This is a genomic window from Streptosporangium heterodermiicola (genome assembly GCF_051390675.1).
Classification (GTDB): domain Bacteria; phylum Actinomycetota; class Actinomycetes; order Streptosporangiales; family Streptosporangiaceae; genus Streptosporangium.
In genome coordinates, this window is sequence record NZ_JBPJSR010000001.1 from 244,495 (window position 1) to 270,115 (window position 25,621).

32 protein-coding genes and 1 tRNA gene are annotated in these 25,621 nt (G+C 69.3%); 22 read left to right on the forward strand and 11 right to left on the reverse strand.

The features are described 5' to 3' along the window. Positions 1–12: 12 nt before the first annotated feature. Positions 13–345 carry a divalent-cation tolerance protein CutA gene (gene cutA, locus ACSC1Q_RS00950; RefSeq protein ID WP_436756712.1) on the forward strand — a complete coding sequence of 111 codons (333 nt, stop codon included), beginning with the start codon at positions 13–15 and terminating at the stop codon, positions 343–345. Here cutA and ACSC1Q_RS00955 read toward each other — a convergent pair. Then, positions 308–1,744 carry a helix-turn-helix domain-containing protein gene (locus ACSC1Q_RS00955; protein ID WP_436756713.1) on the reverse strand — a complete coding sequence of 479 codons (1,437 nt, stop codon included), beginning with the start codon at positions 1,742–1,744 and terminating at the stop codon, positions 308–310. The genes cutA and ACSC1Q_RS00955 overlap by 38 nt on opposite strands. 190 nt (positions 1,745–1,934) lie before the next feature. Here ACSC1Q_RS00955 and ACSC1Q_RS00960 point away from each other — a divergent pair, with 190 nt between their 5' ends. The 10 genes from ACSC1Q_RS00960 to ACSC1Q_RS01005 all read left to right on the forward strand — a co-directional run bounded on the left by ACSC1Q_RS00960 (position 1,935) and on the right by ACSC1Q_RS01005 (position 7,725). Next, positions 1,935–2,306 carry a hypothetical protein gene (locus ACSC1Q_RS00960; protein WP_436756714.1) on the forward strand — a complete coding sequence of 124 codons (372 nt, stop codon included), beginning with the start codon at positions 1,935–1,937 and terminating at the stop codon, positions 2,304–2,306. Then, on the forward strand, positions 2,303–2,614 hold the full coding sequence (locus ACSC1Q_RS00965; protein ID WP_436756715.1) for a hypothetical protein: 312 nt from the start codon (positions 2,303–2,305) through the stop codon (positions 2,612–2,614). Before ACSC1Q_RS00960 ends, ACSC1Q_RS00965 begins: the two co-directional genes overlap by 4 nt. A gap of 292 nt (positions 2,615–2,906) precedes the next feature. After that, complete coding sequence (locus tag ACSC1Q_RS00970; RefSeq protein WP_436756716.1) at positions 2,907–3,062, forward strand: hypothetical protein; 156 nt, start codon at positions 2,907–2,909, stop codon at positions 3,060–3,062. Positions 3,063–3,065: 3 nt separating this feature from the next. Beyond that, positions 3,066–3,281 (forward strand): hypothetical protein, encoded by a 216-nt coding sequence (locus ACSC1Q_RS00975; protein WP_436756717.1) that lies wholly within the window; start codon positions 3,066–3,068, stop codon positions 3,279–3,281. 161 nt (positions 3,282–3,442) lie between these two features. Continuing rightward, a complete protein-coding gene (locus ACSC1Q_RS00980) occupies positions 3,443–3,631 on the forward strand; it encodes a hypothetical protein (protein WP_436756718.1) in 189 nt (62 codons plus the stop codon). Positions 3,632–3,663: 32 nt separating this feature from the next. Then, positions 3,664–3,999: a hypothetical protein gene (locus ACSC1Q_RS00985; protein WP_436756719.1), complete on the forward strand. Its 336-nt coding sequence runs from the start codon at positions 3,664–3,666 to the stop codon at positions 3,997–3,999. Then, complete coding sequence (locus tag ACSC1Q_RS00990; RefSeq protein WP_436756720.1) at positions 3,996–5,819, forward strand: FtsK/SpoIIIE domain-containing protein; 1,824 nt, start codon at positions 3,996–3,998, stop codon at positions 5,817–5,819. The genes ACSC1Q_RS00985 and ACSC1Q_RS00990 overlap by 4 nt, the downstream gene beginning before the upstream one ends. A gap of 164 nt (positions 5,820–5,983) precedes the next feature. After that, positions 5,984–6,154 (forward strand): helix-turn-helix domain-containing protein, encoded by a 171-nt coding sequence (locus ACSC1Q_RS00995; protein WP_436756721.1) that lies wholly within the window; start codon positions 5,984–5,986, stop codon positions 6,152–6,154. A 186-nt stretch (positions 6,155–6,340) separates the two neighbouring features. Next, the gene (locus tag ACSC1Q_RS01000) at positions 6,341–6,490 is read left to right on the forward strand and encodes a CopG family ribbon-helix-helix protein (RefSeq protein WP_436756722.1); all 150 of its coding nucleotides are present in this window, start codon (positions 6,341–6,343) and stop codon (positions 6,488–6,490) included. Positions 6,491–6,522: 32 nt separating this feature from the next. Then, positions 6,523–7,725 (forward strand): site-specific integrase, encoded by a 1,203-nt coding sequence (locus ACSC1Q_RS01005; protein WP_436756723.1) that lies wholly within the window; start codon positions 6,523–6,525, stop codon positions 7,723–7,725. An 83-nt stretch (positions 7,726–7,808) separates the two neighbouring features. Here the strand turns inward: ACSC1Q_RS01005 and ACSC1Q_RS01010 are convergent. Then, positions 7,809–7,885: transfer RNA gene (locus tag ACSC1Q_RS01010), tRNA-Pro, on the reverse strand. 111 nt (positions 7,886–7,996) lie between these two features. On the opposite strand from ACSC1Q_RS01010, the gene ACSC1Q_RS01015 reads away from it, so the two are divergent. The 4 genes from ACSC1Q_RS01015 (at position 7,997) to ACSC1Q_RS01030 (ending at position 10,543) form a co-directional block, all read left to right on the forward strand. Next, positions 7,997–8,458, forward strand: coding sequence for a hypothetical protein (locus ACSC1Q_RS01015; protein ID WP_436756724.1), 462 nt, complete (start codon positions 7,997–7,999; stop codon positions 8,456–8,458). Between the two features lie 317 nt (positions 8,459–8,775). After that, a complete protein-coding gene (locus ACSC1Q_RS01020) occupies positions 8,776–9,492 on the forward strand; it encodes a hypothetical protein (RefSeq protein ID WP_436756725.1) in 717 nt (238 codons plus the stop codon). A 5-nt stretch (positions 9,493–9,497) separates the two neighbouring features. Further along, on the forward strand, positions 9,498–10,343 hold the full coding sequence (locus tag ACSC1Q_RS01025; protein ID WP_436756726.1) for a hypothetical protein: 846 nt from the start codon (positions 9,498–9,500) through the stop codon (positions 10,341–10,343). A 2-nt stretch (positions 10,344–10,345) separates the two neighbouring features. Continuing rightward, entirely contained in the window at positions 10,346–10,543 is a 198-nt protein-coding gene (locus ACSC1Q_RS01030) for a hypothetical protein (RefSeq protein ID WP_350967358.1), read from the forward strand. A 657-nt stretch (positions 10,544–11,200) separates the two neighbouring features. Here ACSC1Q_RS01030 and ACSC1Q_RS01035 read toward each other — a convergent pair. Both ACSC1Q_RS01035 and ACSC1Q_RS01040 read right to left on the reverse strand, forming a co-directional pair. Further along, positions 11,201–11,701 (reverse strand): ATP-binding protein, encoded by a 501-nt coding sequence (locus tag ACSC1Q_RS01035; RefSeq protein ID WP_436756727.1) that lies wholly within the window; start codon positions 11,699–11,701, stop codon positions 11,201–11,203. A gap of 74 nt (positions 11,702–11,775) precedes the next feature. Further along, positions 11,776–12,552 (reverse strand): SigB/SigF/SigG family RNA polymerase sigma factor, encoded by a 777-nt coding sequence (locus ACSC1Q_RS01040; RefSeq protein WP_436756728.1) that lies wholly within the window; start codon positions 12,550–12,552, stop codon positions 11,776–11,778. A gap of 195 nt (positions 12,553–12,747) precedes the next feature. Here ACSC1Q_RS01040 and ACSC1Q_RS01045 point away from each other — a divergent pair, with 195 nt between their 5' ends. Then, the gene (locus ACSC1Q_RS01045; protein ID WP_329093567.1) at positions 12,748–13,119 is read left to right on the forward strand and encodes an STAS domain-containing protein; all 372 of its coding nucleotides are present in this window, start codon (positions 12,748–12,750) and stop codon (positions 13,117–13,119) included. Positions 13,120–13,418: 299 nt separating this feature from the next. Here ACSC1Q_RS01045 and ACSC1Q_RS01050 read toward each other — a convergent pair whose 3' ends face one another. Beyond that, positions 13,419–14,138 carry an ANTAR domain-containing response regulator gene (locus ACSC1Q_RS01050; RefSeq protein ID WP_436756729.1) on the reverse strand — a complete coding sequence of 240 codons (720 nt, stop codon included), beginning with the start codon at positions 14,136–14,138 and terminating at the stop codon, positions 13,419–13,421. A 126-nt stretch (positions 14,139–14,264) separates the two neighbouring features. Here ACSC1Q_RS01050 and ACSC1Q_RS01055 point away from each other — a divergent pair, with 126 nt between their 5' ends. The 3 genes from ACSC1Q_RS01055 (at position 14,265) to ACSC1Q_RS01065 (ending at position 18,645) form a co-directional block, all read left to right on the forward strand. After that, positions 14,265–16,124, forward strand: a complete 1,860-nt coding sequence (locus ACSC1Q_RS01055) for a SpoIIE family protein phosphatase (protein ID WP_436756730.1) — start codon at positions 14,265–14,267, stop codon at positions 16,122–16,124. Between the two features lie 271 nt (positions 16,125–16,395). Then, positions 16,396–17,349 (forward strand): anti-sigma factor RsbA family regulatory protein, encoded by a 954-nt coding sequence (locus ACSC1Q_RS01060; protein ID WP_436756731.1) that lies wholly within the window; start codon positions 16,396–16,398, stop codon positions 17,347–17,349. Positions 17,350–17,490: 141 nt separating this feature from the next. Beyond that, a complete protein-coding gene (locus ACSC1Q_RS01065; RefSeq protein ID WP_436756732.1) occupies positions 17,491–18,645 on the forward strand; it encodes a glycosyltransferase in 1,155 nt (384 codons plus the stop codon). A 236-nt stretch (positions 18,646–18,881) separates the two neighbouring features. Here the strand turns inward: ACSC1Q_RS01065 and ACSC1Q_RS01070 are convergent, their stop codons facing one another. Continuing rightward, complete coding sequence (locus ACSC1Q_RS01070; RefSeq protein WP_436756733.1) at positions 18,882–19,832, reverse strand: hypothetical protein; 951 nt, start codon at positions 19,830–19,832, stop codon at positions 18,882–18,884. A gap of 111 nt (positions 19,833–19,943) precedes the next feature. On the opposite strand from ACSC1Q_RS01070, the gene ACSC1Q_RS01075 reads away from it, so the two are divergent. Beyond that, on the forward strand, positions 19,944–20,702 hold the full coding sequence (locus ACSC1Q_RS01075; protein WP_436756734.1) for a glycoside hydrolase family 16 protein: 759 nt from the start codon (positions 19,944–19,946) through the stop codon (positions 20,700–20,702). Between the two features lie 14 nt (positions 20,703–20,716). Here ACSC1Q_RS01075 and ACSC1Q_RS01080 read toward each other — a convergent pair whose 3' ends face one another. Next, entirely contained in the window at positions 20,717–21,787 is a 1,071-nt protein-coding gene (locus tag ACSC1Q_RS01080) for a PucR family transcriptional regulator (protein ID WP_436756735.1), read from the reverse strand. Between the two features lie 94 nt (positions 21,788–21,881). On the opposite strand from ACSC1Q_RS01080, the gene ACSC1Q_RS01085 reads away from it, so the two are divergent. Continuing rightward, complete coding sequence (locus ACSC1Q_RS01085; protein ID WP_436756736.1) at positions 21,882–22,808, forward strand: proline dehydrogenase family protein; 927 nt, start codon at positions 21,882–21,884, stop codon at positions 22,806–22,808. Next, the gene (gene pruA / locus ACSC1Q_RS01090; RefSeq protein WP_436756737.1) at positions 22,808–24,433 is read left to right on the forward strand and encodes an L-glutamate gamma-semialdehyde dehydrogenase; all 1,626 of its coding nucleotides are present in this window, start codon (positions 22,808–22,810) and stop codon (positions 24,431–24,433) included. Before ACSC1Q_RS01085 ends, pruA begins: the two co-directional genes overlap by 1 nt. A 267-nt stretch (positions 24,434–24,700) precedes the next feature. Here the strand turns inward: pruA and ACSC1Q_RS01095 are convergent, their stop codons facing one another. The 4 genes from ACSC1Q_RS01095 to ACSC1Q_RS01110 form a co-directional block, all read right to left on the reverse strand. Then, entirely contained in the window at positions 24,701–24,877 is a 177-nt protein-coding gene (locus tag ACSC1Q_RS01095) for a hypothetical protein (RefSeq protein WP_436756738.1), read from the reverse strand. 46 nt (positions 24,878–24,923) lie between these two features. Then, positions 24,924–25,091: a hypothetical protein gene (locus ACSC1Q_RS01100; protein ID WP_436756739.1), complete on the reverse strand. Its 168-nt coding sequence runs from the start codon at positions 25,089–25,091 to the stop codon at positions 24,924–24,926. A 31-nt stretch (positions 25,092–25,122) separates the two neighbouring features. Then, positions 25,123–25,296 (reverse strand): hypothetical protein, encoded by a 174-nt coding sequence (locus ACSC1Q_RS01105; RefSeq protein ID WP_436756740.1) that lies wholly within the window; start codon positions 25,294–25,296, stop codon positions 25,123–25,125. Positions 25,297–25,421: 125 nt separating this feature from the next. Then, positions 25,422–25,604 (reverse strand): hypothetical protein, encoded by a 183-nt coding sequence (locus ACSC1Q_RS01110; protein WP_436756741.1) that lies wholly within the window; start codon positions 25,602–25,604, stop codon positions 25,422–25,424. Positions 25,605–25,621: the final 17 nt, after the last annotated feature.

The following is a 25,621-nucleotide window of genomic DNA, read 5'->3' on the forward strand; positions in this document are numbered from 1 at the left end:
AATGGATCGAGAATGGACTACATACAGGTTATAACGACGGTCCCGACCTCCGAAGGCGGAGCGACTTTGGCACATAGCATTACAGATGCACGCCTTGCAGCCGGAGTTCAGATCACAGGACCTATAAGGTCTGTGTACTGGTGGAGGGGAAGTCTTGAGGACAGAGAAGAATGGCAGTTGACCATTGTGACGACATCGGCTTGCTTCGCTGAGCTAGAAGAGCACATCAAAGCAAGACATGACTATGTTACGCCCGAGATAATTGCGATCCCTGTAGTTTCAGGAAGCTCCGACTATCTGAGCTGGATCAGTACTGAGACGAAGAAAACTGACGCTTCGTCATAATCAGATCTTCCATGAAGGCCCGGACGGCCGGTTGTGTACGCCACCGCCTCAGCGACTCCGCTATCACTTCGAAGCGGGGAAGCCAGATGACGGACTCGGTTTCCCTGACGGCTGCCAGGCCGTCCCTGGCCAGCTTGGCCGCTTCTTCGATAGAGCCTTGGACGATATGCGCCGTAGCGATGTCGCCGAGGATGATCGCTGCTCGTTTCCTGTCTACCTGTGGCAGACGCGCGATAACAGCGTGTGCCATCTCTTCTGCTTCAGTCAGCCTGCCGATCCTGGAATAGGTGGCGATGCGGAACGAGTCGAACCTGTCCTGATCGAGGAACCTGGTCCACACGCGGTCTTCTTCAGGGTCCGCGACGCTGAAAGCTTCGTGAGCCTGTGCCCATGAGCGCAGAGCGTTCTCTTTGTCTCCCAGAGCCGCGCTTTCCTCCGCGTGCCGTGCGGCAAGCCACGAAGTCGTTCCCGGAGATACCGAGGGAGGAAGAAGCTCTAGGGCGCTTCCGAGAAGTGCTCTGGCGCGTCCGTGGGAGCCTTTGGCACTGGGGATGTAGCTGCGGTACGCGTAGGTGCACGCGATGATGCTGGGATCGTTGGCTTCTTTCGCGGCTCTTTCTGCGGTGCTGTAGAAGTTGCGCGCGGTTGTCGGACTTCCCATGTCGCTGGCAATCCAACCGGCGAGCACGCTGCTTTCCCCCGCGACGACGATGAGGCGTCTCCTCAACTCGTCATTGGGGTCAGTGGTGGTTCCGTTGAGGATCGTGCCCACTTCTCTGAGGTGAGCGGCCAGTCCTTTGAAAATCGAGTTGGCTGACATGATCTCTTCGAGACGATGGAAGCCCGCTGACCGTGCTTCCATTTCTCGGACGATCGCCTCGTCGATGGCGCTGGGCTTGGCCAGAGCGTACGAGAGGCGTTCCCACACCTCGCTCTGCGCAAGGCTCGTGGTGGCGCCAAGTCTGGCGATCATGCTGAGGAGTTCGCGGCGTTTCAACGCGTCGCCTCGCTTCCCGACTGCTTCGGCTAGAAGCTGCAAGTCGAACGTGTCCGTTGGGAGCTGAAAGTCACCACCGACAACACGTGCACCCTCAGCACCATCAGCCCCGCTGTTGGGGGAAAGCCCCAGAGCGCGCCTGGAGTGCGCAGGTATGCCCAAACCATCGGCGATTGCCTCAAACGTAGACTTTGCGGTCGGAACTCGCTTGCCCGTCTTGTACTCGCTGATGCGCCCCTGAGCGATCCCCGTCAAGCTGGCGATCTGTCCTTGGGTGATGCCGTATTTGCCCAGGATGCGGATAATCCCCCCGAGATCACGCCGCCTGCACACATCATCCATGTCCTGACGTGCGAAAACGGCATCGAGAATTTCTCTCACGTTCTGCCGGTCCATCACCATGGCGCGCGATCCGTTCCCGTGGTTGCTCGCCTGCGGATAAATCGTAGATCTCTTAGTCCATCACATCGTGAGATATCACGGTGAGATTCGCCCGAACCTCTTTGCTTGGAAAACTCACCGGGTGCAAGACGCAGGTCGGAGCTGCCCTGAGGAGGAATGCGGCTCACACATCCAACAAAGGTGGGCAAAGGTGCTCAGTACGGCGATCAACCCCGGAAAGAGAGCCCACGATTCCGCCCAGGCCGCCGAATGGCTGCGACTCGCCCTCTCGGACCTCGGCATCTCTGCGGATGTCCACAACGGCGACGGGATATCGCTGGTCTCCGTCTGGATCGACCTCGTGGTCTGGTCCGACGGAACCTCCTACATCTGGTGGTCAGGGCAGAAAGCAGCGAGAAGCGGCCGGTGGAAGTACCACTACGGCCCGACCGATGACCCCCTGACAGTTGCTCGCCGAGTCGCCGACCGGTTCCGGGATCTCGCGAAAGGGCATCCCATGTCCGGAGTGATCCGTGAGGTCCTGAAAGACGCTTCCGGCCAGGGAATGGGAGCGCCGCTATGACGCGCGTCCTGGTCGTAGCTCAGGCGGAAACACTGCGGACGGGTGATGAGCTGGCGTTCGAACGTAATCAGGACGGAGCGCCGTTCGAGATCATCCCTGCGCGGGTCAGTGACGGAGGGCAGCATCCCTCCGATCCTCTGTGGGGAGAGATCGTGGAGATCACCCGACTGGACGAGGCTGGCTGTCAGACCAACTTCGCTGAGCCAGAGGTGTGGGTCTTCTGTGAGTTCAAGAACGGGTCGGATGGCTCGATCATGACCACCGTGCCTTTTGATCAACTTGTCTTGATCGGGCGCCCGCCCCCCTAGACGGACGCGGCGGTGCGGTTGACGTTCCTTCCCCACGCCCCTGGCAAGGTCCCAGTCCCGCACCGTCGTGTCCCCAACCGCCTCCGGCAGAGCTGCAGCGCTTCAACAGCGTTGGTTCCCCAGCTCTGTCGGAGGTTTTTTGTTGCCCGCACAAGCCGATGAGCAGCGGTTTATCTCACCGCAAGATCCCGTTCATCTCACTGCAAGATCTCACCTCGCGATGGGGCCATCCCTTCCGCCGAACCTACCTTCGCACTCGTAGGCACCCCACGGCGGAAAGGAAGTGATCTCCATGACCGACTCCGACCACACACCACGTCCCCACCTGATCGCCGGAATCCGCGCCCTGGACGACGTCTCGGAGATTCATCCCGACGCCCACGCCCCGCGCGAGATGGACGCAACGGCGTTCGTCTCGCACCGCTCCGACGCGATCTCGGGGAGGTAGGCCATGGACATCCCCCTGTTCATCATCTTCCTGGCCCTGTTCCTGTCCGGCTGCGCGCTGGTGGTGTTCACCGTACTGATCGTCAGCATCCGCACCGAAGACCGCCGGATGAGCATGGCCAGAGCACCCCGCACTCCCATCGAGGGCATGTCGCGTCGACTGCTCGGCACCCACGCCCACCGCTGCTCCGATCCTGCTCTCTGTGATGTGAGGAGGTGAATCCGTTGCGCGCTCTCACCCCGTTTCTCCGTCGCTGCCTCTGCGGCGCTCTCACTGACCCCGGTACCGGTCGCTGTCGCAAGTGCCGTGCCCGTGCCCGCTGGCATCGTCGCAAGGCCCATCACGACAGCGTCTGACCTGCAAAAGGAGGTGAAGTCCCCATGACCGTGTCGATTCCCCTGGTCGTGCTGCTGGGCGTCGTCGTGCTCGTCGCCTGGCGCTACCTCGGACTGCGCCTGTGGCAGGCGGTCACATGTCTGCTGTTCGGCTTCTTCCTGGCCGCGACCGCCCTCGGCCCTGACATCCGCCAATTGGTGGACGCCGCGCTGAGCTGGCTCACCGGCTCCTGACCCCCGTTGCTCGACCGAAGGAGGGATGCCTAGTGCCCCACACCCACCCCTATCCCGACCGTGATCTTCAGGAGGTCATCGCCCGCAACCGCACCGCCCGCCAGATCCTCACCGCCTTCTCCAGCGCCACCCTCACCCTGACCGACATCTGGCAGTACCTGTTCACCGCCCTGGACGACACCCTCACCCTCGCCACTCAGATCACCGGCCTGCGCGCCGATCTCGCCCGTACCCGCCGCAGGCACGCCGACCTGATCGCCGCCGCCCGCGCCACCCTGGCCGCCCACCACGACGGCGAAGCCGACCCGCTGTTCTACCTGCGCGACGAACTCACCGCCCAACACCCTTCGACGGGTGATGCCGGATGAGCAGGCACCGCACCTCCCGGCGCCGCCTGCGCCGCAACGCCCGCCGCATCCGCCGCGACGGCATCGAACCCCTGATGGTTCTCTCCGATGACCTGGAATTCGCGCCCCTGGCCGTCGTGACCATCACCCGCGCCCTGTGGCGTTATCGCTCCGAACTCACCCCGCTCACCACGGCGCTGCTCACCCTCGTGAGCGGGGTGATCCTGCACACCGCCTACCCGACGTGGTGGCCGACCGTCCTCACCCTCACCGCCGTCCTCGCGTGGGCGCTGGTCATCTTCGGCCGGTGGGTCAACCTCACGCGCCGCATCGAACGCGGCTACGCCGCCGCGGTCGTGCTGCTGGTCGGTGGGTGGATCGCCACGGCCGCCGCGCTCGGCCCGTTCACAACGCCGCTTCCGGCACTGCTCGGCGTCGGCGGGGTGCTCACCACGCTCCCGTGGTGGGCACATCGCCGGCGCCGCGCCAGGGTGCGGGTGGAACGCACCCTGGCCGCCTGGCCCGACATCGCCAACGCCGTCGGCCTGACCGGCTCTCGCATCCAATCGGCGATCGTCGACCTGTGGGGCTACCGGGCCAGGATCGCCCTGGCACGTGGCCAGACCGTAGAGGACGCCATCGCCAAGATCCCCGCCCTGGAATCGGCTCTCGGCACCCGACGCGGCTCGGCCCGTATCCAGCCGATCCCCGAGCGCGCCAACCGCCTGGAGCTGCGGGTCATCGAGACCGACCCGCACGCCGATGCGATCACCTGGCCCGGACCGTCGGTCACCTCGATCACCCAGCCCGTCAAGCTGGGCGTGTTCGAAGACGGCAGCCCCGTACGCGTCTCCCTGCTGCGCCGTCACGCGCTGGTCGGCGGAGTGGCCGGTGCGGGCAAGAGCGGCGGCGTCAACATCATCCTCGGTGACCTGTCCGCCTGCCCCGATGTCATCATCTGGGGCGTCGACCTCAAGCGCGGCATGGAACTCCTGCCCTGGGCCTCCTGCCTGGATCGGCTGGCCACCACCCCGCAGGAAGCCGAAACGCTGATGGGCGACGCGGTGGCCATCCTGGACGGGCGCGCCGACGCGCTCGCCCGGCACGGCAAACGCGTGTGGGAGCCGCGCCCGGACGCACCCGCTCTGATCGTGTTGATCGACGAGTACGCCGAACTCGTCGATGAGGCGCCCGGTGCCGTCCGGCACGCCGACTCCATCGCCCGGCGCGGTCGCGCGGTTGCCGTCACCCTGGTGGCCGCCACCCAGCGCCCGTCACAGAAGGCCATGGGACAGGGCGCGGTGCGCTCCCAGATGGACGTACGACTCTCCTTCCGGGTCCGGGAGCGCCGCGACGTCGATCTCATCCTCGGCCAGGGGATGCTCAAGAGCGGATGGCACTCGCACACCCTCAACGCGCCCGGCAAGTTCCTCATCAGCGCCCCCGAACACGACATCCCACGCCGCGCCCGCACCTACCTCCTCGACGACGCCGGAGTCCAGCGCACCGCCACCCACCACGCCCCCCAACGCCCGCCGCTCGACTCCATCTCTGCTACCGCCCTCGAAGCCACCACCCCAACCGCACAGGCCCCGCCGGACGGCACCGACGCGTCGCCCTCCCCTCCCAAGCACGCCCGCCCAGACGGAACGCAGGACGCCGAGAACGCTCTATGGACCGCCCTGCGCGACGCCCCCGCCGACGGCGTCTCGATCGACGACCTGATGCGCATCACCGGCATGGGCCGATCCTGGATCTACTCCCGGCTCCAAGAACATGCCCGCTCCGAACGCGTCATCCAAGTCAGTCGGGGACGCTGGCGCGCCACCCCTGCGCCCTGACAGCCGGTAATCGTCCACGTCCATGTCCACACGCGCGTCTGCACGTAAGGGCGGCATGCCCATCCGTGGACGTTCGCGCGGACGATCACGAAAAGTAACCAACGGAGGTGATCGGCCACATTCAACCCGTGCCCGAGGAGGGCGCGAGAGAAAGGAGGTGAGGCGTGCAGGCGTACACCGTCGAGCAAGTCGCGGAGATGCTGAACGTGGGTCGCGACAAGATCTATTTTCTGCTCAGAACCGGCCAGCTCCGCAGCATCAAGATCGGGAGGCTGCGCAGGATCACCGATCGGCACCTGACCGAGTTCATCGCCACCCTCGAAGACACTCATTAGAAGTGCATTGCACCGCAATGCATCGTGGTACGCTGCCCCCGAACGGCTTGACGGGTCGCCCCTCCCCCACGAAATCCAGGGCACCGCGAGCCGATCTTTCAGGCACGAACAGCGGTTGAGAACAGGACGGTTCATCGCCACAGGCGCACCGGACGGGACCACCGCTGCCACCACAGAGAGAGCGGCATGGCTACCGAGAACTACAGCTTGAGACTCGACTCCAACCGTCGGGACAAGCTCCAGAAGATCGCCAGGAAGCAGGATCGCGACATGGCCTATGTCATCAGGAAAGCCATTGACGAGTACATCGAGCGGCACGAGAACGACAACGGCTGACAGGGACGACAGCCCTGATCCCCACGAACCCGGTGGTACGCCTCGACAGCGGATCAGGGCACGCACGATCGGACCGGCAAGAGAAAGGAGGAAACCGCATGAAGATCATCATCGGGAAGTACGAAGCGTCCATCTATCCGGAAGGAGACGGGTTCACCGGCGCCATCAGTCTCGGCTTCGACGCCACCGGCAAGCGCCAGCGCGTCAAGCGCAAGGGGAAGACCAAGGCACAGGTCAGGGACAGACTCCGCGAAGCCGTGGAGGATCTGGAGGCGGGCATCAAGACGGAGGTCAGATACTCCGTGGAGGACGCCGTCAACGACTTCTTAGAGAAGGGACTGAAGGGGAAGGCCAAGAGCACGATCGACAACTACCGGTCTCTGGCACGCAAGAACCTGATCCCCCAGATCGGGGCCGTCAAGCTCAAGGAGCTGACGGCGGACCACCTGGACAAGTGGTTGGACGAGCGAGCGGAGGAGTTGTCCACGCGTTCGCTCCGCCTGGTTCACCAGATCTTGGAGCGCGCGATTCGCCAGGCGCAGGCGCGCGACAGGGTGAGGCGCAACGTCGCGAGTCTCGTCATCGTCCCGGAAGGCCAGGAGGGTCACCCTTCGAAAGCGATGACCCTGGAGCAGGCGGTCAAGCTGCTTGAGGCACTGAGGACCACCGCCGAGTTCCGTCTCTCGGCGTACGTGGTGCTGTCACTGCTGGCCGGTATCCGCACCGAGGAGGCACGCGCGCTCACGTGGCCGGAGGTCGATCTCAAGGCGCGCACGGTCGCCGTGTACCGCTCCGTGCGGGCCAAGGGTGACACGAAGACCAAGCGATCCAGGCGAGTTCTGAAGCTGCCCAAGAAGGCCGTCGAAGCGCTCAGGGCGCATCATCGGCGCCAAGCCGCTGAGCGGCTTCAGGCGGGCGAGAAGTGGCAGGATCACGATCTCGTCTTCTGTCGTGAGGACGGCACGCCGCTCGACCGGTGGCAGGTGCGCCGGGAGTTCCAGAAGATCACCACGTTGGCGGGACTCGGCGAGGACTGGACGCCTCGCGAACTCCGCCACAGTTTCGTGTCCATCCTGAGCGCGCATGACGTGCCGGTGGAGGACATCAGCGATCTCGTGGGCCACGTCAGTACGCACGTGACCGAGACGGTCTACCGTCACGAGATCAGGCCCGCGCTCACCAAGGGCGCCCAGGCCATGGACAAGATCCTGAAGAGGCAGAGCCGGTCCGCGTGACCCAGTGGCTCCCCGTTTGGCTCCCGAAGATCGAAAAAGGGGCTCCGGAGAAACTCCGAAACCCCTGCCGACCAGCTAAAACCTGGTCGGGACGACAGGATTTGAACCTGCGACCCCTTGACCCCCAGTCAAGTGCGCTACCAAGCTGCGCTACGTCCCGGTTGTTCGTCGCCCTCGCGGGCTGAACGGTCTTAACCTTAGCGCAGATCGAGGGGGCTTCGCACACGGCGACGCCCGCGAGAGCAGGCGATCGTGTGAAGGGCGAGGGCACGTGGGGCGTAAGGCGTTGATCGACCAGGAGGAGCTGCGGCGACTGGCCCGGCAGGGGTTGTCGAACGCGGAACTGGCCGCGCGGTTCGGGGTGAGCGAGTCCGGGATCTTGCAGGCGAAGCGGGCGGCCGGGCTCTCGAAACCGATGCTCGATCACTCGCGGGCCATCCCGTGGAAGCTGGACCGCGCGCACAACCAGTCCGGGCCCACGACGAACCTGCGAAATCTCTCGTCCGTGGCACAGGGGCGGGTGATCCCCGCCGAGAAGCTGAACACGGCGCTGCGCTGGGCCGGGCGGCTGGTCGCCTCCGGCATGGACATCTCGTACGAGCCCGGCAGGGGGTTCCTGGAGGTTCCCGCCTCTCCCGGGGACTGGCTGGCCGAGAGGATGCTGAACGAGGCCAGGAAGGCCGTCGACGCCAACGAGGGCTCCGGTGCCACTGATGATCACGCGCAGGGGTGAGCGTGGGCATAAGAGCCGCGAGGCCCCCTACGCCGTCGAAGATCACGCAGATGAGTAAGCCAGCGGAGGAGCGAGGCAGAGGTATGGGCGCGGAGGAGCGAGCCGGGGAACGAGCGCGGGAGCGGGACCGGGGAACGAGCGCGGACGCGGGGGGCGCGATCGGAGGCTCGGTAAAGGGATAGTCAATACCCGACAAATCCCGGTAAAACATTAAATCCAGATCGAATAATGGCACGCCAGAGATGTTGCCAACCGGTTTCGAGCCTTGACCCCAGGGCAGCGCACGGGTACAAGCGCCTACACAACCGGAGGCAGACATGTCCACCGTGATCTGGGTGGCCGTCGTCGTGGTCGCGGTGGTGGCGATCGTCGCAGTCGGCTATTTCGTGCTGCAGCAGCAGCGCCGACACCGGCTTCGCGACCGCTTCGGCCCCGAATACGAACGTACCGTGCAGGAACGTGACAACAGACGCGATGCCGAGCAGGAGCTCATCGCTCGCGAGCAGCGCTTCAGCTCCCTAGACATCCGCACCCTGGACGCCGGTACGCGCGAGATCTACACGAAGAAGTGGATGGAGGTCCAGGAGCGTTTCGTGGACGCTCCCGGCTTCGCGGTGACGGAGGCCGACCACCTGGTCACCTCGGTGATGGCGGAGCGGGGTTACCCGACCGAGGACTTCGAGCAGCGGCTCTCCGACCTTTCGGTCGCGCACGGCCGCACGCTCGACCACTACCGGCAGGCTCACGAGATCAGCACCCGGGCCGCCCACAAGGAGGCCTCCACCGAGGAACTCCGGCAGGCCATGGTTCACTACCGCGCCCTGTTCGAGGAGTTGCTGGAAGCTCCCGGCAGCTCGGTCAACGACAGCCGGGCCTCCCGGCGGGTCGAGACCGTCGACGGGGACCTCGGACGGACGGGTGCCACGGTTCCCGCCGATCGGGACGTCCCGCGAGCGGATTCCGTAAAGCCCGAGCATGAGACCGCCGACGACGACGCCGAGCGAGCCTCCCGACGCGACACCCAAGGACGGTGAACGATATGAACGACCGATTCGACCCGGACAAGGACCGTCTGGTCCACAAGGCGGACGAGGACGACACCCGTACGGTCCGCAAGTTCGACGAGGACGACCTGAACGCGCCGAAGCACGACCAGGACGTGGCCCCCGAATTCCAGGAGCCGCGCCACGGTGACGCCGACCGCACGGACACCTCGCCCCTCGACCCGGACACCGATACCCGCGACCCGCTGATCAGCGACCGCGACGACGTCCTCGTCGTCGAATCGAGCGACGACCGGCGCGCCACCACCGGTACGGACGCCCCGCTCGACGACGACCGGCACGACGTGCCGGGTGATCTCGACGACGACGGCAAGACCGACAGGGACTACCGGAACGACAGCCCGTTCGCCCACGCCCAGTCCTCCGCCGCGACCCCGGTCACCCCGGTGACCGGCACCGCCGCGCACGACGCCCCGGCGACCCCCGGTTTCCCCGAGAACACCGCGGACCGGCCGGACGACGTGCTCGACGAGGGTACGGGCTTCACTCCCGCGGAGACCGAGACCGAGCAGACGCCCGCCGCCACCGCGCCCGCCACCGCCGCAGCCCTGTTCGACCAGGACTCCGACGACGTACGGCGGCGCTGGCAGGAGGTTCAGGCCGGTTTCGTGGACGACCCGCGTGAAGCGGTGGAACGGGCCGACTCCCTGCTCGACGAGGTCACGAGCTCCCTGCGGAACGCGCTGGAGACCCGGGCCACCGAGCTCCAGGGACGTTGGAAGAACACCGAGAAGAACGACACCGAAGACCTCCGGACCGCCCTGCGCGACTACCGGGCGACTCTGGAACAGCTCCTGAACATCTCCGCTGGAACGAGGTAACCATGCTCGCCATCGCCGCCGCCGTCGTCTTCGGCCTCGGATTCCTGCTCGACCTGATCAACACCAGGCTCGGCCCGCTCACCGGTACCGGTTTCCTGCTTCTCGGACTCCTGCTCCTCGCGCTGCACCAGGCCGGGATCGGCTCGGCCGGCCCGCGGACCACCACCGGCGGCGGGGGCGGCTGGCGCCGTAGGCGCTAGACCTTTCCGGGGGCGGCCCCTCCAGGGGCCCGCCCCCGGGGACCTGTCGAAACGGGAAGGGGCCCGTCCACATAGGACGGGCCCCTTCCCGTCTGCCCACCCGCCCCGAGCCCCTGGAGGACCATCCGGAGCCCTCCAGGAGAGCCGACAGACGCTGAGCTCCCGGCGGTACGAAGCGTCCACACCCGCAAGATCCGCCCACCTCGAAGGCATGCACACCGCGAGGCCCGCCCCTCCGGAGACATCCACGAAGTCCCCACCTACGGACACACGTGCGATCCCGGCCTCCGCGGGGGCCGTAGTCCACCAGGTGGAAGCCCGGGACCGCACGGAACGGGCTCAGAGAGCCAGGCAGGCCGGTTCAGGAGCCGGGCGGACCGGGCCCAGCGCCAGACGTGCCCGGCCAAGGAAGCCGAGCGGAGCGATCCAAGGGCACGCGGAGCCTCGACGGTGCCGTCCGGCGTCTCGGGCGGGAATCCCCGGGCATGGGAAACAGGGATCCCCGGGCATGGGAAAACCGGCGTCGAAGGCGGTGATCCGCGCCTCGCGCCGGCGAAGGTGGGGAGAAGTAGGGGGAAGGCCGGGGGGCGGCGTACGTGGCCACGTAGCGCCGCCCACGATCCCTGTACGGAGCCTCCGGGCGGAACCCGGAGAAAATCAGACCTTGAACGACATGGTGATGAACGTTCCCGAGGCCCCGGTCTCGAACTTGATGTCGGAACTGACCATCCGGGCCACCCACAGGCCCATGCCGCTGGTCGCGTGCGGCCCTGGGGGCGTCTCCCCCGGGTTGGGGCCCGGGTCCCACCGGCCCTCGTCGTGGATCTCCACGACGAGGGTCCGGCCGACCGTCCACATCCGCAGCACGGCCTTGGCGGTGGTGTGGCCGTGGGTGACCGCGTTGGTGGCCACCTCGTTCAGCGCCACCAGGAAGTCGGCGAGACCCTCCTGGGACATACCGCCCCGCACGGCCTGGGCGGAGGCGAAGTCGCGCACGTCGGGGAGATCGGGGAGACAGAAGGCGAGTTCGGCGACAGCGGCTCCGGCCGGGATCATCGGGGAACGGCCGCCACTCGCCGTGAAGCGGGCGGGACGAACACCGTCCTCGTTCACCCGAGATCCGCCTCCCCTGTCCCAGTCCGCCGTTGTCCTCAGCATCCGGGATCCATTCAAACGCACCTTACGCCACGTCCGTTGTCGCCGACTTGGGTGCCCTGTAACGAGCGGTGTATTCAGCATTCGGCGACAAGTTCCTCCCGGAGCTGGTCAAGCACCTTCCGCAGGATACGGGAGACGTGCATCTGGGAGATCCCGAATTCGGCCGCTATCTCGGCCTGGGTCAGGTTGCCGAAGAAACGCAGCAGGAGGATGTTCTTCTCCCGGTCCGGGAGCTTGTCGATCAGCGGCTTGACCGCCTCGCGGTCCACGAGGGTGCCCAGCACGTCGTCCTCGTCGGGGATGACGTCACCCAGCGCGGCGGCGTCGTCGTCGGCGCCGAGCGGGGCGTCGAGCGAGAGCGCGCTGTAGGCGGCGGAGGCGTCGAGGGTGAGCAGGACGTCCTCTTCGGAGATCTTCATCTTCTCGGCCAGCTCGGCGACCGTGGGGGCGCGGCCGAGGTCCTGGCTGAGGTCGGAGACCAGGCGGTTCAGCTCGGCCCGGCGCTCCTGGTAGACGCGGGGGACGCGGATGGCCCAGGTGCGGTCGCGGAAGTGGCGCTTGACCTCACCGGTCATGGTGACCACGGCGTAGCCGCGGAAGGGGTGCCCGAGGGTCGGGTCGAAGCCGTTGATGGCCTTCATCAGCCCCACGTACGCGGCCTGCAGGAGGTCCTCCAGCGGCTCCCCCCGGTAGCGGTAGCGGCGGGCGATCTCCATGGCGAGGTGGCGGTGCATCTCGACGATGCGCTCACGCAGACGCTCGGCGCGGTATTCGGAGATCTCAGGCAGGGACATCTCGGCGAGGAGGTCCTCAGCGGTCATGTCGGTGATTGCGAGTGCCTGAACAGACATTGCTGCTCCCTGGTATTACTGTCGGGCGAGCCGACCACGGAAGCAACATCCGGGCAGACGGCATCGCCTCGACCAATTTTTCGAGGCGAGGCCCTCTGCTGGACCTCTGGTTCCATTATTGCCCGGAATCCTGGAGTATTACTCGCCCCCAGGTAACAGTAAGGTTGCTAATCGAATGGCACGAGGAGGCCCTGAGTGACGGTGTCGGAGAACGGCGAGAGATCGGCAGCCCTGACTCTCACGTCGGCGCTCGTCAGTGGGATCAACGTGATCCGGGTGACGGGTCTGCTGGACGCGACGACGAGGGATCAGTTCGCCGACTACCTGGCGGCGGAGACCGGTGAGCACGGTCTCGACATGGCGCTGGACCTGAGCGGGGTGACCTTCATGGACTCGCGCGCGCTGGGGCTCATCGTCCACCACTGGCAGGTCAGCACCACCGCGGGCGCCAAGTTCGCCCTCATCGGGGTGGAGTACGCCAAGACCAAGGTGATGTGGATCACAGGTCTCGCCCAGCGCCTGCCCCTGTACGACACGATCGACGACGCGATCGCCGCCTTCGGATAACGGCCGATCGCCCCGGCCGGCCGGGAACCGTCAGAAGACCACCCCGGAGACCGGTCCGGCCGGCCGGGGCGATCGTCAGGAGCGGGAGTCGTCACCGAGGAGCCGGTCGTCGAGGGCGGTGTCCGCCTGCCAGAGGCCGATCGGCGAAGGTGGCGGAGATCTCTCCGGCGGAGGTCTCTCGCGCCGCCTCGTCACCGCGCCGCCCCGTCGCCGGAGTACCCGATCGCCGAAGGTAGCGGTCGCAGAAGATGACGGTCACAGGAGGTGACGGTCACAGGAGGTAACGGTCGCCGTAGGGTTCAGCCCTCCTGCTTCGCCTCGCGGTTGCGCTGGTGCTCCTCGACCAGCAGCTTGGCCAGGTCCGCGACCTTCACCTGATGGTGCTGCGAGATGCGGCGCAGCTCGTCGAAGGCGGCCTCGGCCGAGCAGCCGCTGGACTTCATGATGATCCCCTTGGCCTGGTCGATGATCGCCCGGCCGGCGAGGGCCTCCTGCATCTGGGCCGCGTCGGTGCGTACCTCGTCGTAGTCCCACATGTTGGCGAGGGCCACCCCCACCTGCTCGGCGAGCATCTCCGCCAGCGGCGGGACGTTCCTGGCCGCGAAGGCGCCGGGCCGTACCCCGTACATGCCGAGGACCAGGACGGCGTGCTCGACGACGATGGGCATCGCCAGCACCGAGCGGACCCCGCAGCGGACGGCCATGGCGGTGTACGACGGCCAGCGGGGCTCGCGCAGGACGTCCTGGAGGATCACGTGGCGCCCGGTGGCGCGGGCCTCGGACGAGGGGCCCTCGCCGAGTTCCTCCTCGCTGTCGAGGAGCACGATGAGCTCGCTGTGGGAAGCTGAGACGACCATCCGTTCCTGGCGCCAGAGCTCGGCGGAGCCGCCCGCGCAACCGGGCACACCGCCCGCGAGGGTGGCCGTGAGGCCGCGCAGCACGCTCTCGCTCGACGTTTCCTCGCTGACCCGGCCGAGGACCGCGAGGTCCCTGGCGAGGACGGGGGTGACCATGTCCATCTCGCGACTCCCCTTACCTGTGCCGCCAACTTAATCCAGTATCCGACCGCGCATCGATTCGGCCTACCGGGTGGCGTACCGTCTACGACGGGACCAGCCCACCACGGCCCCTGACGAGGACGAGCATTGACCGACGCCATTGGCCTTCAGACCCTGGAGCAGGCGCTGAACGCGCTGACCACCAGGGTCTCCTCCCTGCGCGAGGCGAAGTCCGCCTACCCCGCCGACCCCCGGTCCACACTCGACGCGGCTCTCGCGGAGCTCGACACCGCCCGCGAGCTGCTGGACGCCTCGGTGCGCGAGCTGCGCAAGGCGCCCAAACGGTCGGGTGAGCGGGAGAGCGGGTCGCAGCGGGAGCTCAAGCTGCTGCGGCAGGTGTTCCGTACCTTCCCCATCCCGGTGGTGGTGCTGGACGCCTCGGGGGTGGTGCGGCGGATCAGCGCCGAGACCTCCCGGATGCTCGGCAGTCCCGCGGGATACCTGATCGGCCGCTCGTTCCCGCTGTTCGTCGACGTCTCCCGGCGGGCGGCGTTCCGCTCGCACCTGACGGCGGTCCAGCAGGGCGGCCAGACCGCGACCCTCCAGACGCGGCTGGCCCACCAGGGCCGCGCGCACACGGTGCAGCTGGCCGTCACCCGGCTCACGATGCCGGGCGAGCCGCAGGAGATGGTCGCGGTCATGATCCTGCCGCTGGAGGCGCAGGTGGCGGGGCCGCCGCACGGCCCGGCCGACCGCTCGGACGCCACCCTGGTCATGGCCGCGGCGCGCCGCCAGGAGCTGCTGTCCAGGATGACCCGCCTGCTGCTCGACGAGGAGAGCCTGCGCCAGCCGGTGACCGTCACCAGGGCCTCGCGGCTGCTGGCCGCCGAGTGGGCCGACTGGGTGATCGCCGACGTGGTCCGCGACGGCATGCCCAGACGGGCCTGCGTGCTCGGCCCGAGCGACAAGCCGGTGACCCAGCTGGTCCGCCTCGCCGAGGGGATGAACCCGCTGACCGCGCCGGCCCTCGCGCACGTGCTGACCGGCGGTTCCGGCGTGGTGCACGAGATGCTGGAGGACGACGGGCTGCTCGGCGACGTCCCCGGCGGCCCGCCGCTGCTGCGGGTGATGGGCGCCGCCTCGGTGCTGATCGTGCCGATCGGCGGCGAGAACGGCGTGCTGGGCTCGCTCACCCTGGTGCGGCTGCGCGACCGCGAGCCGTTCTCGCTGGCCGATCTCGGGCTGATGGAGGAGATCGGCGCCCATCTGGGGCTCGCGCTGCGCGCGCGGCGCAGTTTCCAGACCCGCTCGCGGGCGGCCGACGCGCTGCGGACCAGCGTGGTGCCCCGGAGCCTGCCGGACATCCCGGGATTCGAGGCGGCGGCGATCTACAACGCGGGCTCCAGCCCGGTCGGCGCCGAGTTCTACGACGTCTTCCGCGCCGGCGAGGGGTGGGGGTTCGCCCTCGGGGGCGCCGCGGGCAAGGGCGAGGAGGCCGCGTCGGTCAGCGCCATGGTGCGCAACGGCCTGCGCGTGCTCAGCGTCTGGGAGACCGACCCGGGCGAGGTGATGCGCAAGTTGAACCAGGCCCTGACCGCCCAGCACAACGGCATGTTCGTGATGGCGGTGACCGGGTTCATCAAGGCGCGCAAGATCAGGCTGGCCAGCGCGGGGCACCACCCCGCCGCGCTGCTGCGGCCCGACGGCGGGGTGCGGTTCACCGCGGGGGGCGGCGTCCCGCTGGGCATCGCGCCCGAGGCGGAGATGTTCACCGAGGAGCTCACGCTGACCTCCGGCCAGACCCTGGTCTTCTACTCCGACGGCCTGGTCGCCTCGCAGAACGAGCTGGGCGAGTCCTACGGCGAGACCAGGCTGGCGGACGTGCTGGCGCGCTGCGTGGCGCAGTCCCCCGCCGAGATCGTCAAGACCGTGGAGGAGGACCGGCACACCTTCTCCGGCGGGAGAGTTTGGGATGAGATCGTGATACTCGCCCTCCGTGTCGTATAGCTTGGTTGACTCGGGGTGACCCACTGGTCTCACCGAGCGACGAGGGGCCGCACCCGGCGGCACCCGTGCCCGACGGAGTGGGGCCGAGAATGAGATCGCTTCGGGACCGGTCCCCTTCGGGCCGGATCGGGCCTCCCCGCTCCTCCTTCCTCGCCGGTCCCGCCTGGACGGGAGGGTGCCCGGTGGCGCGACCGGCCGCCTCGCGCGCCCATGCCCCGACGGCCGGCTCGGGCTCGGCACCGGACCCGCTCCAGGGCGGGGACGGTCTCATATGACCGCCATCCACCAGGCCGCGGTGTACGACTCCGACGGGCGCTTCCTCGCGATGGCGCTGCCGTTCGTGCGGGACGGGCTGGCCAAGGGCGACCCGGTGATGGTCGCGACGACCTCGGCCAACCTGGAGCTTCTCGGGGGCGCCCTGGGCAGGGACGGCCGCCTGGTCGACTACGCGGAGACCGCGTTCCTGGGCCGCCGTACGGTGGAGCGTGCCACCGCCTTCCACCGCTACTGGCAGCGGCGCGGGCCCGAGGCCCCGCGCGGCGGGCACGTGCGCATCCTCGCCGAGCCGGTGTGGGCCGGGCGCGCGCCCGCCGACGTGCGGGCCTGGCAGCGCATGGAGTCGGGCCTGAACCTGCTGCTGCGCGCCACCAACGTGTGGATGATCTGCCCGTACGACGAGCGGACGGCGGATCCGGGGGTGGTGGCGGCCGCGCGGCGCACCCACCCCACCCTCTCCGAGGACGGCGTCTCGATGACGTCCTGTCCCGAGTACGCCGATCCGGCGGGTTTCATCGGCGAGTGCGACTCCTTCCCGCCCCTCGAACCGCCGGGCGACTCGGCCGCCGCGCGTGTGGAGACGCTCCACGCCCTGCGGTTGTTCGTCACCGGCCACGCGTCCTTCATGGGGCTGAGCCACGACCGGGCGAAACTGCTCTCGGTCGCCGCCTACGAGGTGGCCGCCCTGCTGGGGCCGCCCGTGACGGTGCGGATGTGGGAGCGGCTGGGCGCGATCACCTGTCACGTCGACCGCCGGGGCGGGCGAGTCGCCGATCCGGTCGCGGGGTTCCTCCCGCCGGGTTCGGTGGCCGGTCCCGGTGACGGCCTGTGGATCGCCCGGCAGCTGTGCGACCGCCTCGACATCCACAACGACCAGGGCGGATGCGTGATCCAGCTGCACGTCCCGAGTGCCAGGGCCGAGGAGTCCCGGCAGAGCAGGTCTTACTGAAAAACACCTGCTCCCCGTCAAGGGTTTGGCTTTGGCGGAGATCGGGGTATGGTTGACCCCATACAGACGTGTGCCTAAGACGCAGGCACCCCTGAAGGAATCACAGGCTTTTCATGCCTAATCTCCTCCCAGAGGTGTGCCGTGAACATTGCATTCGTCTCCTCCGAGGCTCTCTCCTCCACCCAGGACGAGTCCGACCTCGCCGCCCAGCGCGCTCACCTGATGGCAGTCGCCCGTGAGCTCGGCCGCGAGCACAAGGTCACGATCTACAGCCGTAGGAACTCCGACTCGGAGAAGGCCAAGGTCCGCGTGTCGCAGGGCGTCACGCTGGAGAACCTGACCGCCGGGCCCGCGCAGAACCTTCCCGAGGACAGCGTCCTGCCCTTCCTGTCCGACCTCGGCGACCAGCTGATGCACCGCTGGGGGCAGGACCGCCCGGACGTCATCCACGCGCACTCCTGGACCGGCGGGCTCGCCGCCATCGCCGGGGCGAACGGCCTCAACGTGCCGTTCACCCAGACGTTCAGCAACGAGAACTCCCGCGACGCCAAGAAGGTCCGGCTGCAGCGGGCCATCGGGCGCCGGGCCAGCGCGGTGATCGCCGGGTGCGGCGACGAGGAGAGCTCGCTGATCCGGCTGGGCGTACCGCGCCGCAACATCTCGGTCATCCCGTGCGGCGTCGACGTCGAGCGGTTCCGCCGCCAGGGTCCGGCCGCCGCCCGCGGCACCCGGCCCCGCCTGCTGCACGTCGGCCCGCTCACGGCCGACAAGGGCGTGCACACCGCGATCCGCGCGCTGGAGGGCATCCCCGAGGCCGAGCTGATCATCGCCGGTGGTCCCGCGTCCGTGGACCTGGAGCACGACGCCGACGCGCACCGCATGATGCTGCTGGCCAAGGAGATCGGCGTCGACGACCGGATCACCGTCCTCGGTCACGTCCCGCACGCCTCGGTCGCCAAGCTGATGCGCAGCGCCGACGTGGTCGTCTCGCTGCCCAGGGAGGCTCCGGCGGGCGTCGTGGCGCTGGAGGCCATGGCCTGCGGCGTTCCCGTCATCGCCTCCGCGGTGGGAGCCCACCTCGACTCCGTGGTGGACGGGGTGACCGGCCTGCTGGTGCCCGCCGACCGCCCGGCGCAGACCTCCCGCCTCACCCGCGAGCTGCTCGCCGACCCGACCCGCCGCACCGCGCTCGGCTTCGCCGGTGCCGACCGCGCCCGGTCCCGCTACTCGTGGGAGCGGATCAGCCAGGAGCTCGTCCACGTCTACGAGACCGCGCTGTCCGGCTCCGCCCGCTGACCGCGCTCGCCGCGCCGGCCGGGCGTCACGGGCCGCGCGGAACGCGCTCCGAGAGACCGCGCACCACACCCCGAGAGAGACCGGGGGCCCGGAAAGGGCCCCCGGTCTTCGCGTGTACGGGGTACGCGGCGACCGGACTTCGGTGATCGGACCGCGATGACCGGACCACGGTGACCGGACCGCGATGGATGCCCGCGACCGGGTCGTACGGGCTCCGCGACCGGGTCGCGTGACGCCTACGGCCGGGTCGCGCGGCGGTGCAGGAGGACGCCGAGGCCGCTGGCGGCCAGCAGGACGACTCCGGCCAGGACCAGGATCACCGCGCCGCCCACGGCCCCGTCCGTCCAGTCCCAGACGGCCTCGGGGACGGCGAGTGTCAGCCCGGCCACGCCGCTGACGATCAGGATCCAGGTGCGCCACCGCCCGTACAGGGCCAGGCAGGCCAGCGCGATCAGCGCGGTGAGCCAGTATCCCCAGGCGTTTCCGTCCCACAGGACGGGCCACTGGCCACCGAAGATCGCGATGGCGGCGCCCATGCCGAGCCCCAGGTCGCGCGGGACGAGCACCCCGGCCAGGGCCGCCACCAGGATGAGCACGCCCAGCGCGACGTAGGCCAGGCCCCAGGCCGGGCCCTCGTCCGCGGCGGCGTCCATCAGGCCGGTCAGCGCGACCAGGGCGAAACCGCCGCAGGCCAGCAGGCCGATCGCGGTGGGCAGCGGCGCGTAGGCCGCCACCGCGACCACCAGCCCGGCCACACCGGCGACGAGCACCTCCTGGCGGTCGACCGCCACCCCCGCGCACAGCGCCGCCGTGCCGGAGCCCAGCGCGGCGAGCGTGGCGGCGACCCTGCCCTGCACGGCGGCCATCCTGCCGGTCGCCGACCGGGCCGCCGCGCCGAGCCCCACGGCCACCGCGAGCAGGAGGAACGTGACCACGGCGAGGACCGTGATCCTCGCCGGCTGGGTCATCCGGTCCCAGCCCAGGCCGACGAAGGCCGCGGCACCGGCCAGGACGAGCCCCCCGCCGACGTACGCGAGGATCTCGCTCCACCTGACCCGGTCCGCCGCTCCCGGCTCGCGCAGCGCCTCGCCGACGGCGAGGGCGACCGGCTCCACCTGCTCGGCGCGGAGCTCACCGGACTCGACCAGCCGGGCCAGCGCCCGCCGTACGGCGTCAACGTCGTCCATGTGCGGAATCGTGGCACAGCCGGGCCGGGACGGCACCTCCCGAACCCGTGGGACGTATGCGAAAACGGGATACCTCTGTTACTGGAGTGCGATCGTTGCTTTGATGGCCCCATGTCGATTCGTGGCACGTTCCTGGGTGTCCTGGCCGCCTCCCTCGCGTTCTCCTCGCCGGCCGTGCTGTCCGTGCCGGGCGCGTCCGCGGAGGCGGGCCCGTCCGCCGCGCCGGGGTGGGGCGCCCCGGTCCTGGTGGAGGACTTCGACGGCACCCGCGTCGACGGCCGCAAGTGGGTCGTCTACCACTCCCCCGGCGCCGAGACCAACCCGCGCACCGGGCGGGCCACGAGCGTGGGCGGCGGCGTGCTGCGGCTCAAGGGCGGCTTCTACGGCGGCAGGGACCTGTCGGGGGGCGTCGCGACCCGGAGCGCCCAGCGGTACGGGCGCTGGGAGGTGCGGCTGCGGGCCGAGCGCGGCGCGGGCTACACCCCCGTCGCCCTGCTCTGGCCGTCCGACCAGGGTGGCGGCGAGTACGCGGAGGTCGACTTCGCCGAGATCATCGACCCGGCCCGCAGGTCGGGCGGGATCTTCGTGCACCGCGGCGACCGGCCCCAGGCCCAGCGGCAGACGCGGGCCGACTTCACCCGGTGGCACACGGTCGCGGTCGACTGGCTGCCCGGGCGGCTCACGTTCTGGCTGGACGGCAGGAAGGTGTGGGACTACCGGGGGCCCAACGTGCCGAGGAGCCGCTTCATGCACCTCACGCTCCAGAACGACGTGACCTGCAACGAGTGGTCGCCGTGCCGTAACCGCTCCACTCCCCCGACGGTGAGCATGTACGTGGACTGGGTGAAGGTCTACCGGGCCCCCGTCTGACGGGTGCCGGTGGGTCAGAGCAGGTGGGCGGCCTTGAGGGCGAGGTGGACGAGCAGGCGGTCCTCGCCGTCGGCCAGGTTCCTGCCGGTGAGCCGTTCGGCCTTGGCCAGCCGGTAGTAGAGGGTCTGGCGGTGCACGCCGAGCGCGGCGGCGGCCTCCTGGACGTGACCCGCGCGGTCGAGGTAGCCCTCCACGGTCCTGGCCAGCTCCGGGTCCTCGGCCAGCCCGGCGACCTCCTCGGCCAGCTCCCGCAGCCCCGCCGGGGACATCCGGGCGAGCAGCCGGTAGACGCCCAGCCCCGGCCAGGTGGCGACGGGGGCCAGCGCGGGCACCCGGCCGGCGACGCCGAGCGCGTGCACGGCCTCCCGCCAGCTCCGCCAGGCCTGCGCGGGCTCGTCCCTGGGGGCGCCGACGCCCACCACCGTCGCGTACATGCCCTGGATCCGGTCGGCCAGTTCCTCCGCCTGGCCCGCCGGGACCAGGAGGGCGACCAGCGGCTCGCCCCGCACCGGGAACGCGGGGTCGGCGAGCACGGCGCGCGGGAGCGTCCAGAGGGCGGCGACCCGGTCCGTGGAGGTGCGGGCGGCGATCGCCGTCACCGGGCCGCGCACGTCGTCCAGCCGTGACAGCGCCCGGGAGCGCTCCTCGGCGTCGGGGGAGAAGAGCTCCCGCAGGTTAGCGCCCAGGTCCTGGCGGCTGCGGGCCTCCTGGGCGAGGGCGGTGGCGGCCCGGGAGACCAGGTCGCCGACCGAGGCGAGGACGTCGTCGCCGAGCGTGCCGTCGTCGAGGAGCCACAGGTAGCCGTAGGTCACCTCGTGGTGCCGCAGCGGCACGCACACCCGCGCGAGCACGCCCAGGTCGGCGTCGGCGGGGATGCGGACGGGTCCGCGGGCCACGGCGATGCCGTACCCCTCGAAGTAGGCCCGCACCTGGTCCGTCGCGCGGCGCCGCAGGATGGACTCCTGACGCACCACGTCGATGTCGCCGCTCTGCGCGGCGTAGGCCAGGAGCTGGAAGGCCCGGTCCTCCAGGGTGGCCGAGGCGCCCAGCCTGGTGGCGATCTCGTCTACCGTCTCCTGCAGCACCTCACCATTGTCGTACATATGTATGAAAGCCTCGTCCGCCGATCGTGGCAGATGCACATGATGGCCGCGGGAGCGGAGGTTTTAGGCTGGGGACATGCTCGGTTCTCTCCTTCTCGGCGCATCCCGGTTGCCGCTGGTGCGGCGCGCGGTCTCCGGCGTGCCGCTGACACGCAAGGTCGTCGATCGCTTCGTCGCCGGTGAGACGCCCGGGGAGGCGGTCGAGGCGATCCGCGGGCTCGCCGCCGCCGGTCTCGCCGTCACCGTCGACCATCTGGGCGAGGAGACACGGGACTCCGCCGCCGCCACCCAGACGGCCGGGGCGTACGTCACGCTGCTCGGCGCGCTTGAGGGGCTGGGGCTCGGGGACCGGGCCGAGGTGTCGGTGAAGCTCTCCGCGGTCGGCCAGGCGCTCGGCGCCGACGGCGACAAGATCGCTCTGGAGAACGCGCTGCAGATCTGCGAGGCGGCAGCCGCCTCCGGGGCGAGCGTGACCCTCGACATGGAGGACCACACCACGGTCGACTCGACGCTCGCGATCCTGCGGGCGCTGCGCGCGGACTTCCCCACCACCGGCGTCGCCGTGCAGTCCTACCTCTTCCGCAGCGAGGCCGACTGCCGCGACCTGGCGTACGAGGGGTCGCGGGTGCGCCTGGTCAAGGGCGCCTACGCCGAGCCCGCCTCGGTGGCGCACCAGAACAAGAGCGAGGTCGACAAGGCCTACGTGCGCTGCCTGCGCATCCTGATGTCGGGCGCGGGCTACCCGATGGTGGCGACGCACGACGACCGGCTGATCGCGATCACCGAGACGCTCGCCGACCGGTTCGCCAGGTCCCGGGGCGAGTACGAGTACCAGATGCTCTACGGGATCAGGGCCGACAAGCAGCGGGCCCTGGCGGGGGCGGGTCACACCGTGCGCGTCTACATCCCGTACGGGGACGACTGGTACGGCTACTTCATGCGCCGGCTGGCCGAGCGCCCGGCGAACATCGCCTTCTTTCTTCGTGCCCTTGGAGGCAAGTGATGGATGCCATCTCCACCGTTCCCGCCCCGTCCAACGAGCCGGTGCTCGGTTACGCGCCCGGCAGCGCCGAGCGCACGGCGCTGGAGAACCGCGTCAAGGAGCTGGCCGGGGCCCAGCTCGACCTGACGATGACGATCGGCGGCGAGCGGCGGATGGGCGGCGGCGCCCCGATCGACGTGGTCCAGCCGCACAACCACGCCTCGGTGCTGGGCCGGATGGCGGACGCGAACGCCGGCGACGTGCGCTCGGCGATCGACGCGGCGCTTGAGGCGGCGCCCGCGTGGCGCGCGACGCCGTTCGACGAGCGGGCCGCGATCTTCCTGCGGGCCGCCGACCTGCTCGCCGGCCCCTACCGGCAGACGCTGAACGGCGCGACGATCCTGGGCCAGTCCAAGTCCGCGCAGCAGGCGGAGATCGACGCCGCCTGCGAGCTGATCGACTTCCTGCGCTTCAACGTGGACTTCGCGCGGCGGCTGCTCAGCGACCAGCCGGTCTCCTCGCCCGGCGTGTGGAACCGGATGGAGTACCGGCCGCTGGAGGGCTTCGTCCTGGCGATCACGCCGTTCAACTTCACCGCCATCGCCGCGAACCTGCCGTCGGCGCCGGCCCTGATGGGCAACGTCGTCGTCTGGAAGCCCTCCCCCACCCAGCAGTTCTCCGCGCACTTCACCATGCGCCTGCTGGAGGAGGCGGGGCTGCCGCCGGGCGTCATCAACATGGTGACCGGCAACGGCTCGGCCGTCTCCGAGGTCGCGACGACCCACCCGGAGCTGGCGGCGATCCACTTCACCGGCTCCACGCCGACCTTCCAGCACCTGTGGTCCACGGTCGGCGCCAACATCGCCTCGTACCGGTCCTACCCGCGCCTGGTCGGCGAGACCGGCGGCAAGGACTTCGTGCTCGCCCACCCCTCGGCCGATCCCGCCGTGCTCACCACCGCGCTGATCCGCGGCGCGTTCGAGTACCAGGGGCAGAAGTGCTCGGCCGCCTCCCGCGCGTACGTGCCGCGCTCGGTCTGGTCGGTGATCCGCGACGAGCTCGTGGGCACCGCCGAGTCGCTCACCGTCGGGGACGTGGCCGCGGACCTGTCGGCCTTCATGGGCGCGGTCATCGACGAGCGGGCGTTCGCCAAGCACAGGGCGGCGATCGACCGGGCCCGCTCGCTCGACTCGATCGACGTGCTGACCGGCTCGTACGACGACTCGACCGGTTACTTCGTGCGGCCGACCATCCTGGAGTCGGCCGACCCCACCGACGAGATCTTCGTCAAGGAGTACTTCGGGCCGATCCTCGGCGTGCACGTCTACGACGACGCGGACTTCGACACGGTCCTGGACCAGATGGAGGGCGTCTCGCCGTACGCGCTGACCGGCTCGTTCATCGCCAGGGACCGCTACGCGATCACCTCGGCGTCGGAGCGGCTGCGCTTCGCGGCGGGCAACTTCTACGTCAACGACAAGCCGACCGGCGCGGTCGTCGGCCAGCAGCCCTTCGGCGGGGGCCGCTCGTCGGGGACCAACGACAAGGCCGGGTCGATCCTCAACCTGACCCGCTGGGTGAGCGCCAGGACCATCAAGGAGACCTTCGTGCCCCCGGCCGACCACCGCTACCCGCACATGGGCTGACGGTCTCAAGAGTTCCGGTCGTTCCGGACAGGTCATGAGAGACGAGTGACGCCTGGGTTTCGCGCGAAACCCAGGCGTCACTCGTTTCCGGCTCTTCCGGTGTTCCCGGCGTTCCCGGCTAAGGCCGGGGCGTCGGTCCCTTCCCGGCGTTTCCGGCCACGGCCGGGACCGTGGCCCGGGCTCCGGCTTCGCTCGCGATGCGCCGCCGCTCGCGTCCGGCCGGTCCCGGCCCGGCCGGTCCGTACGCCGGGAAGGGGCCGGGCGGGGCTACACCGGGCAGGCGAGCGTGCTGGTGCCGCAGCAGCCGATGCTGATGAAGTGCTCCGTCCGCGGCTCGCGGCCGCCGACCAGCCCGTCCAGGCTGATCTCCCCGGCGGGGTGGGTCAGGTCGGCGGTGCGGGCCTGCGGGTTCTTCCACTGACGGATCAGCTCGTTGTCAGACATTCCATGCCTCCTAAGTCGAGATGGGTCGAGATTCGTTGTGCGTGGGTCAGCAGTAGGGGCCGGTGCGGCAGCAGCCCCAGGAGGTGAGCCCCTCGGTGGCGGGCTCGCGGCCGCCGACCAGCTCGTCCAGGCTGATCTCCCCGGCGGGGTGGGCCAGGTCGGCGGTGCGGGCCTGCGGGTTCTTCCACTGACGGATCAGCTCGTTGTCGGACATAACATGACTCCTTGGTGTGGACTGACGGGGATCAGCAGAAGATGCCGGTGGGGCAGCAGCCCACCGAGAAGAGGAACTCGGTCACCGGAGGGCGGCCGCCGACCACGCGGGCGTCGTCCAGGGTGATGTCCCCGGCCGGGTGGACCAGGTCGGCGGTGCGGGCCTGCGGGTTCTTCCACTGACGGATCAGCTCGTTGTCAGACATTTCATTACTCCTTCGTGAGATTCGGTACTTCGGGAGGCTCCGGCCGGACCGGCGCGGAGGTGGACAGGGATCCTTCGCGATGGAGGGACCCCTCGCGGTGGAGAGACCCTTCGCGGTGGAGCGGCTCAGGAGCCGCCGCACCACATGCCGGTGGGGCAGCAGCCGTAGGAGATGGCGTACTCGGTCCGCGGCTCGCGGCCGCCGACCACGCGGGCGTCCTCCAGGGTGATGTCCCCGGCCGGGTGGACCAGGTCGGCGGTGCGGGCCCGCGGGTTCTTCCACTGACGGATCAGCTCGTTGTCGGACATGACGTGCCCTCCTTCTG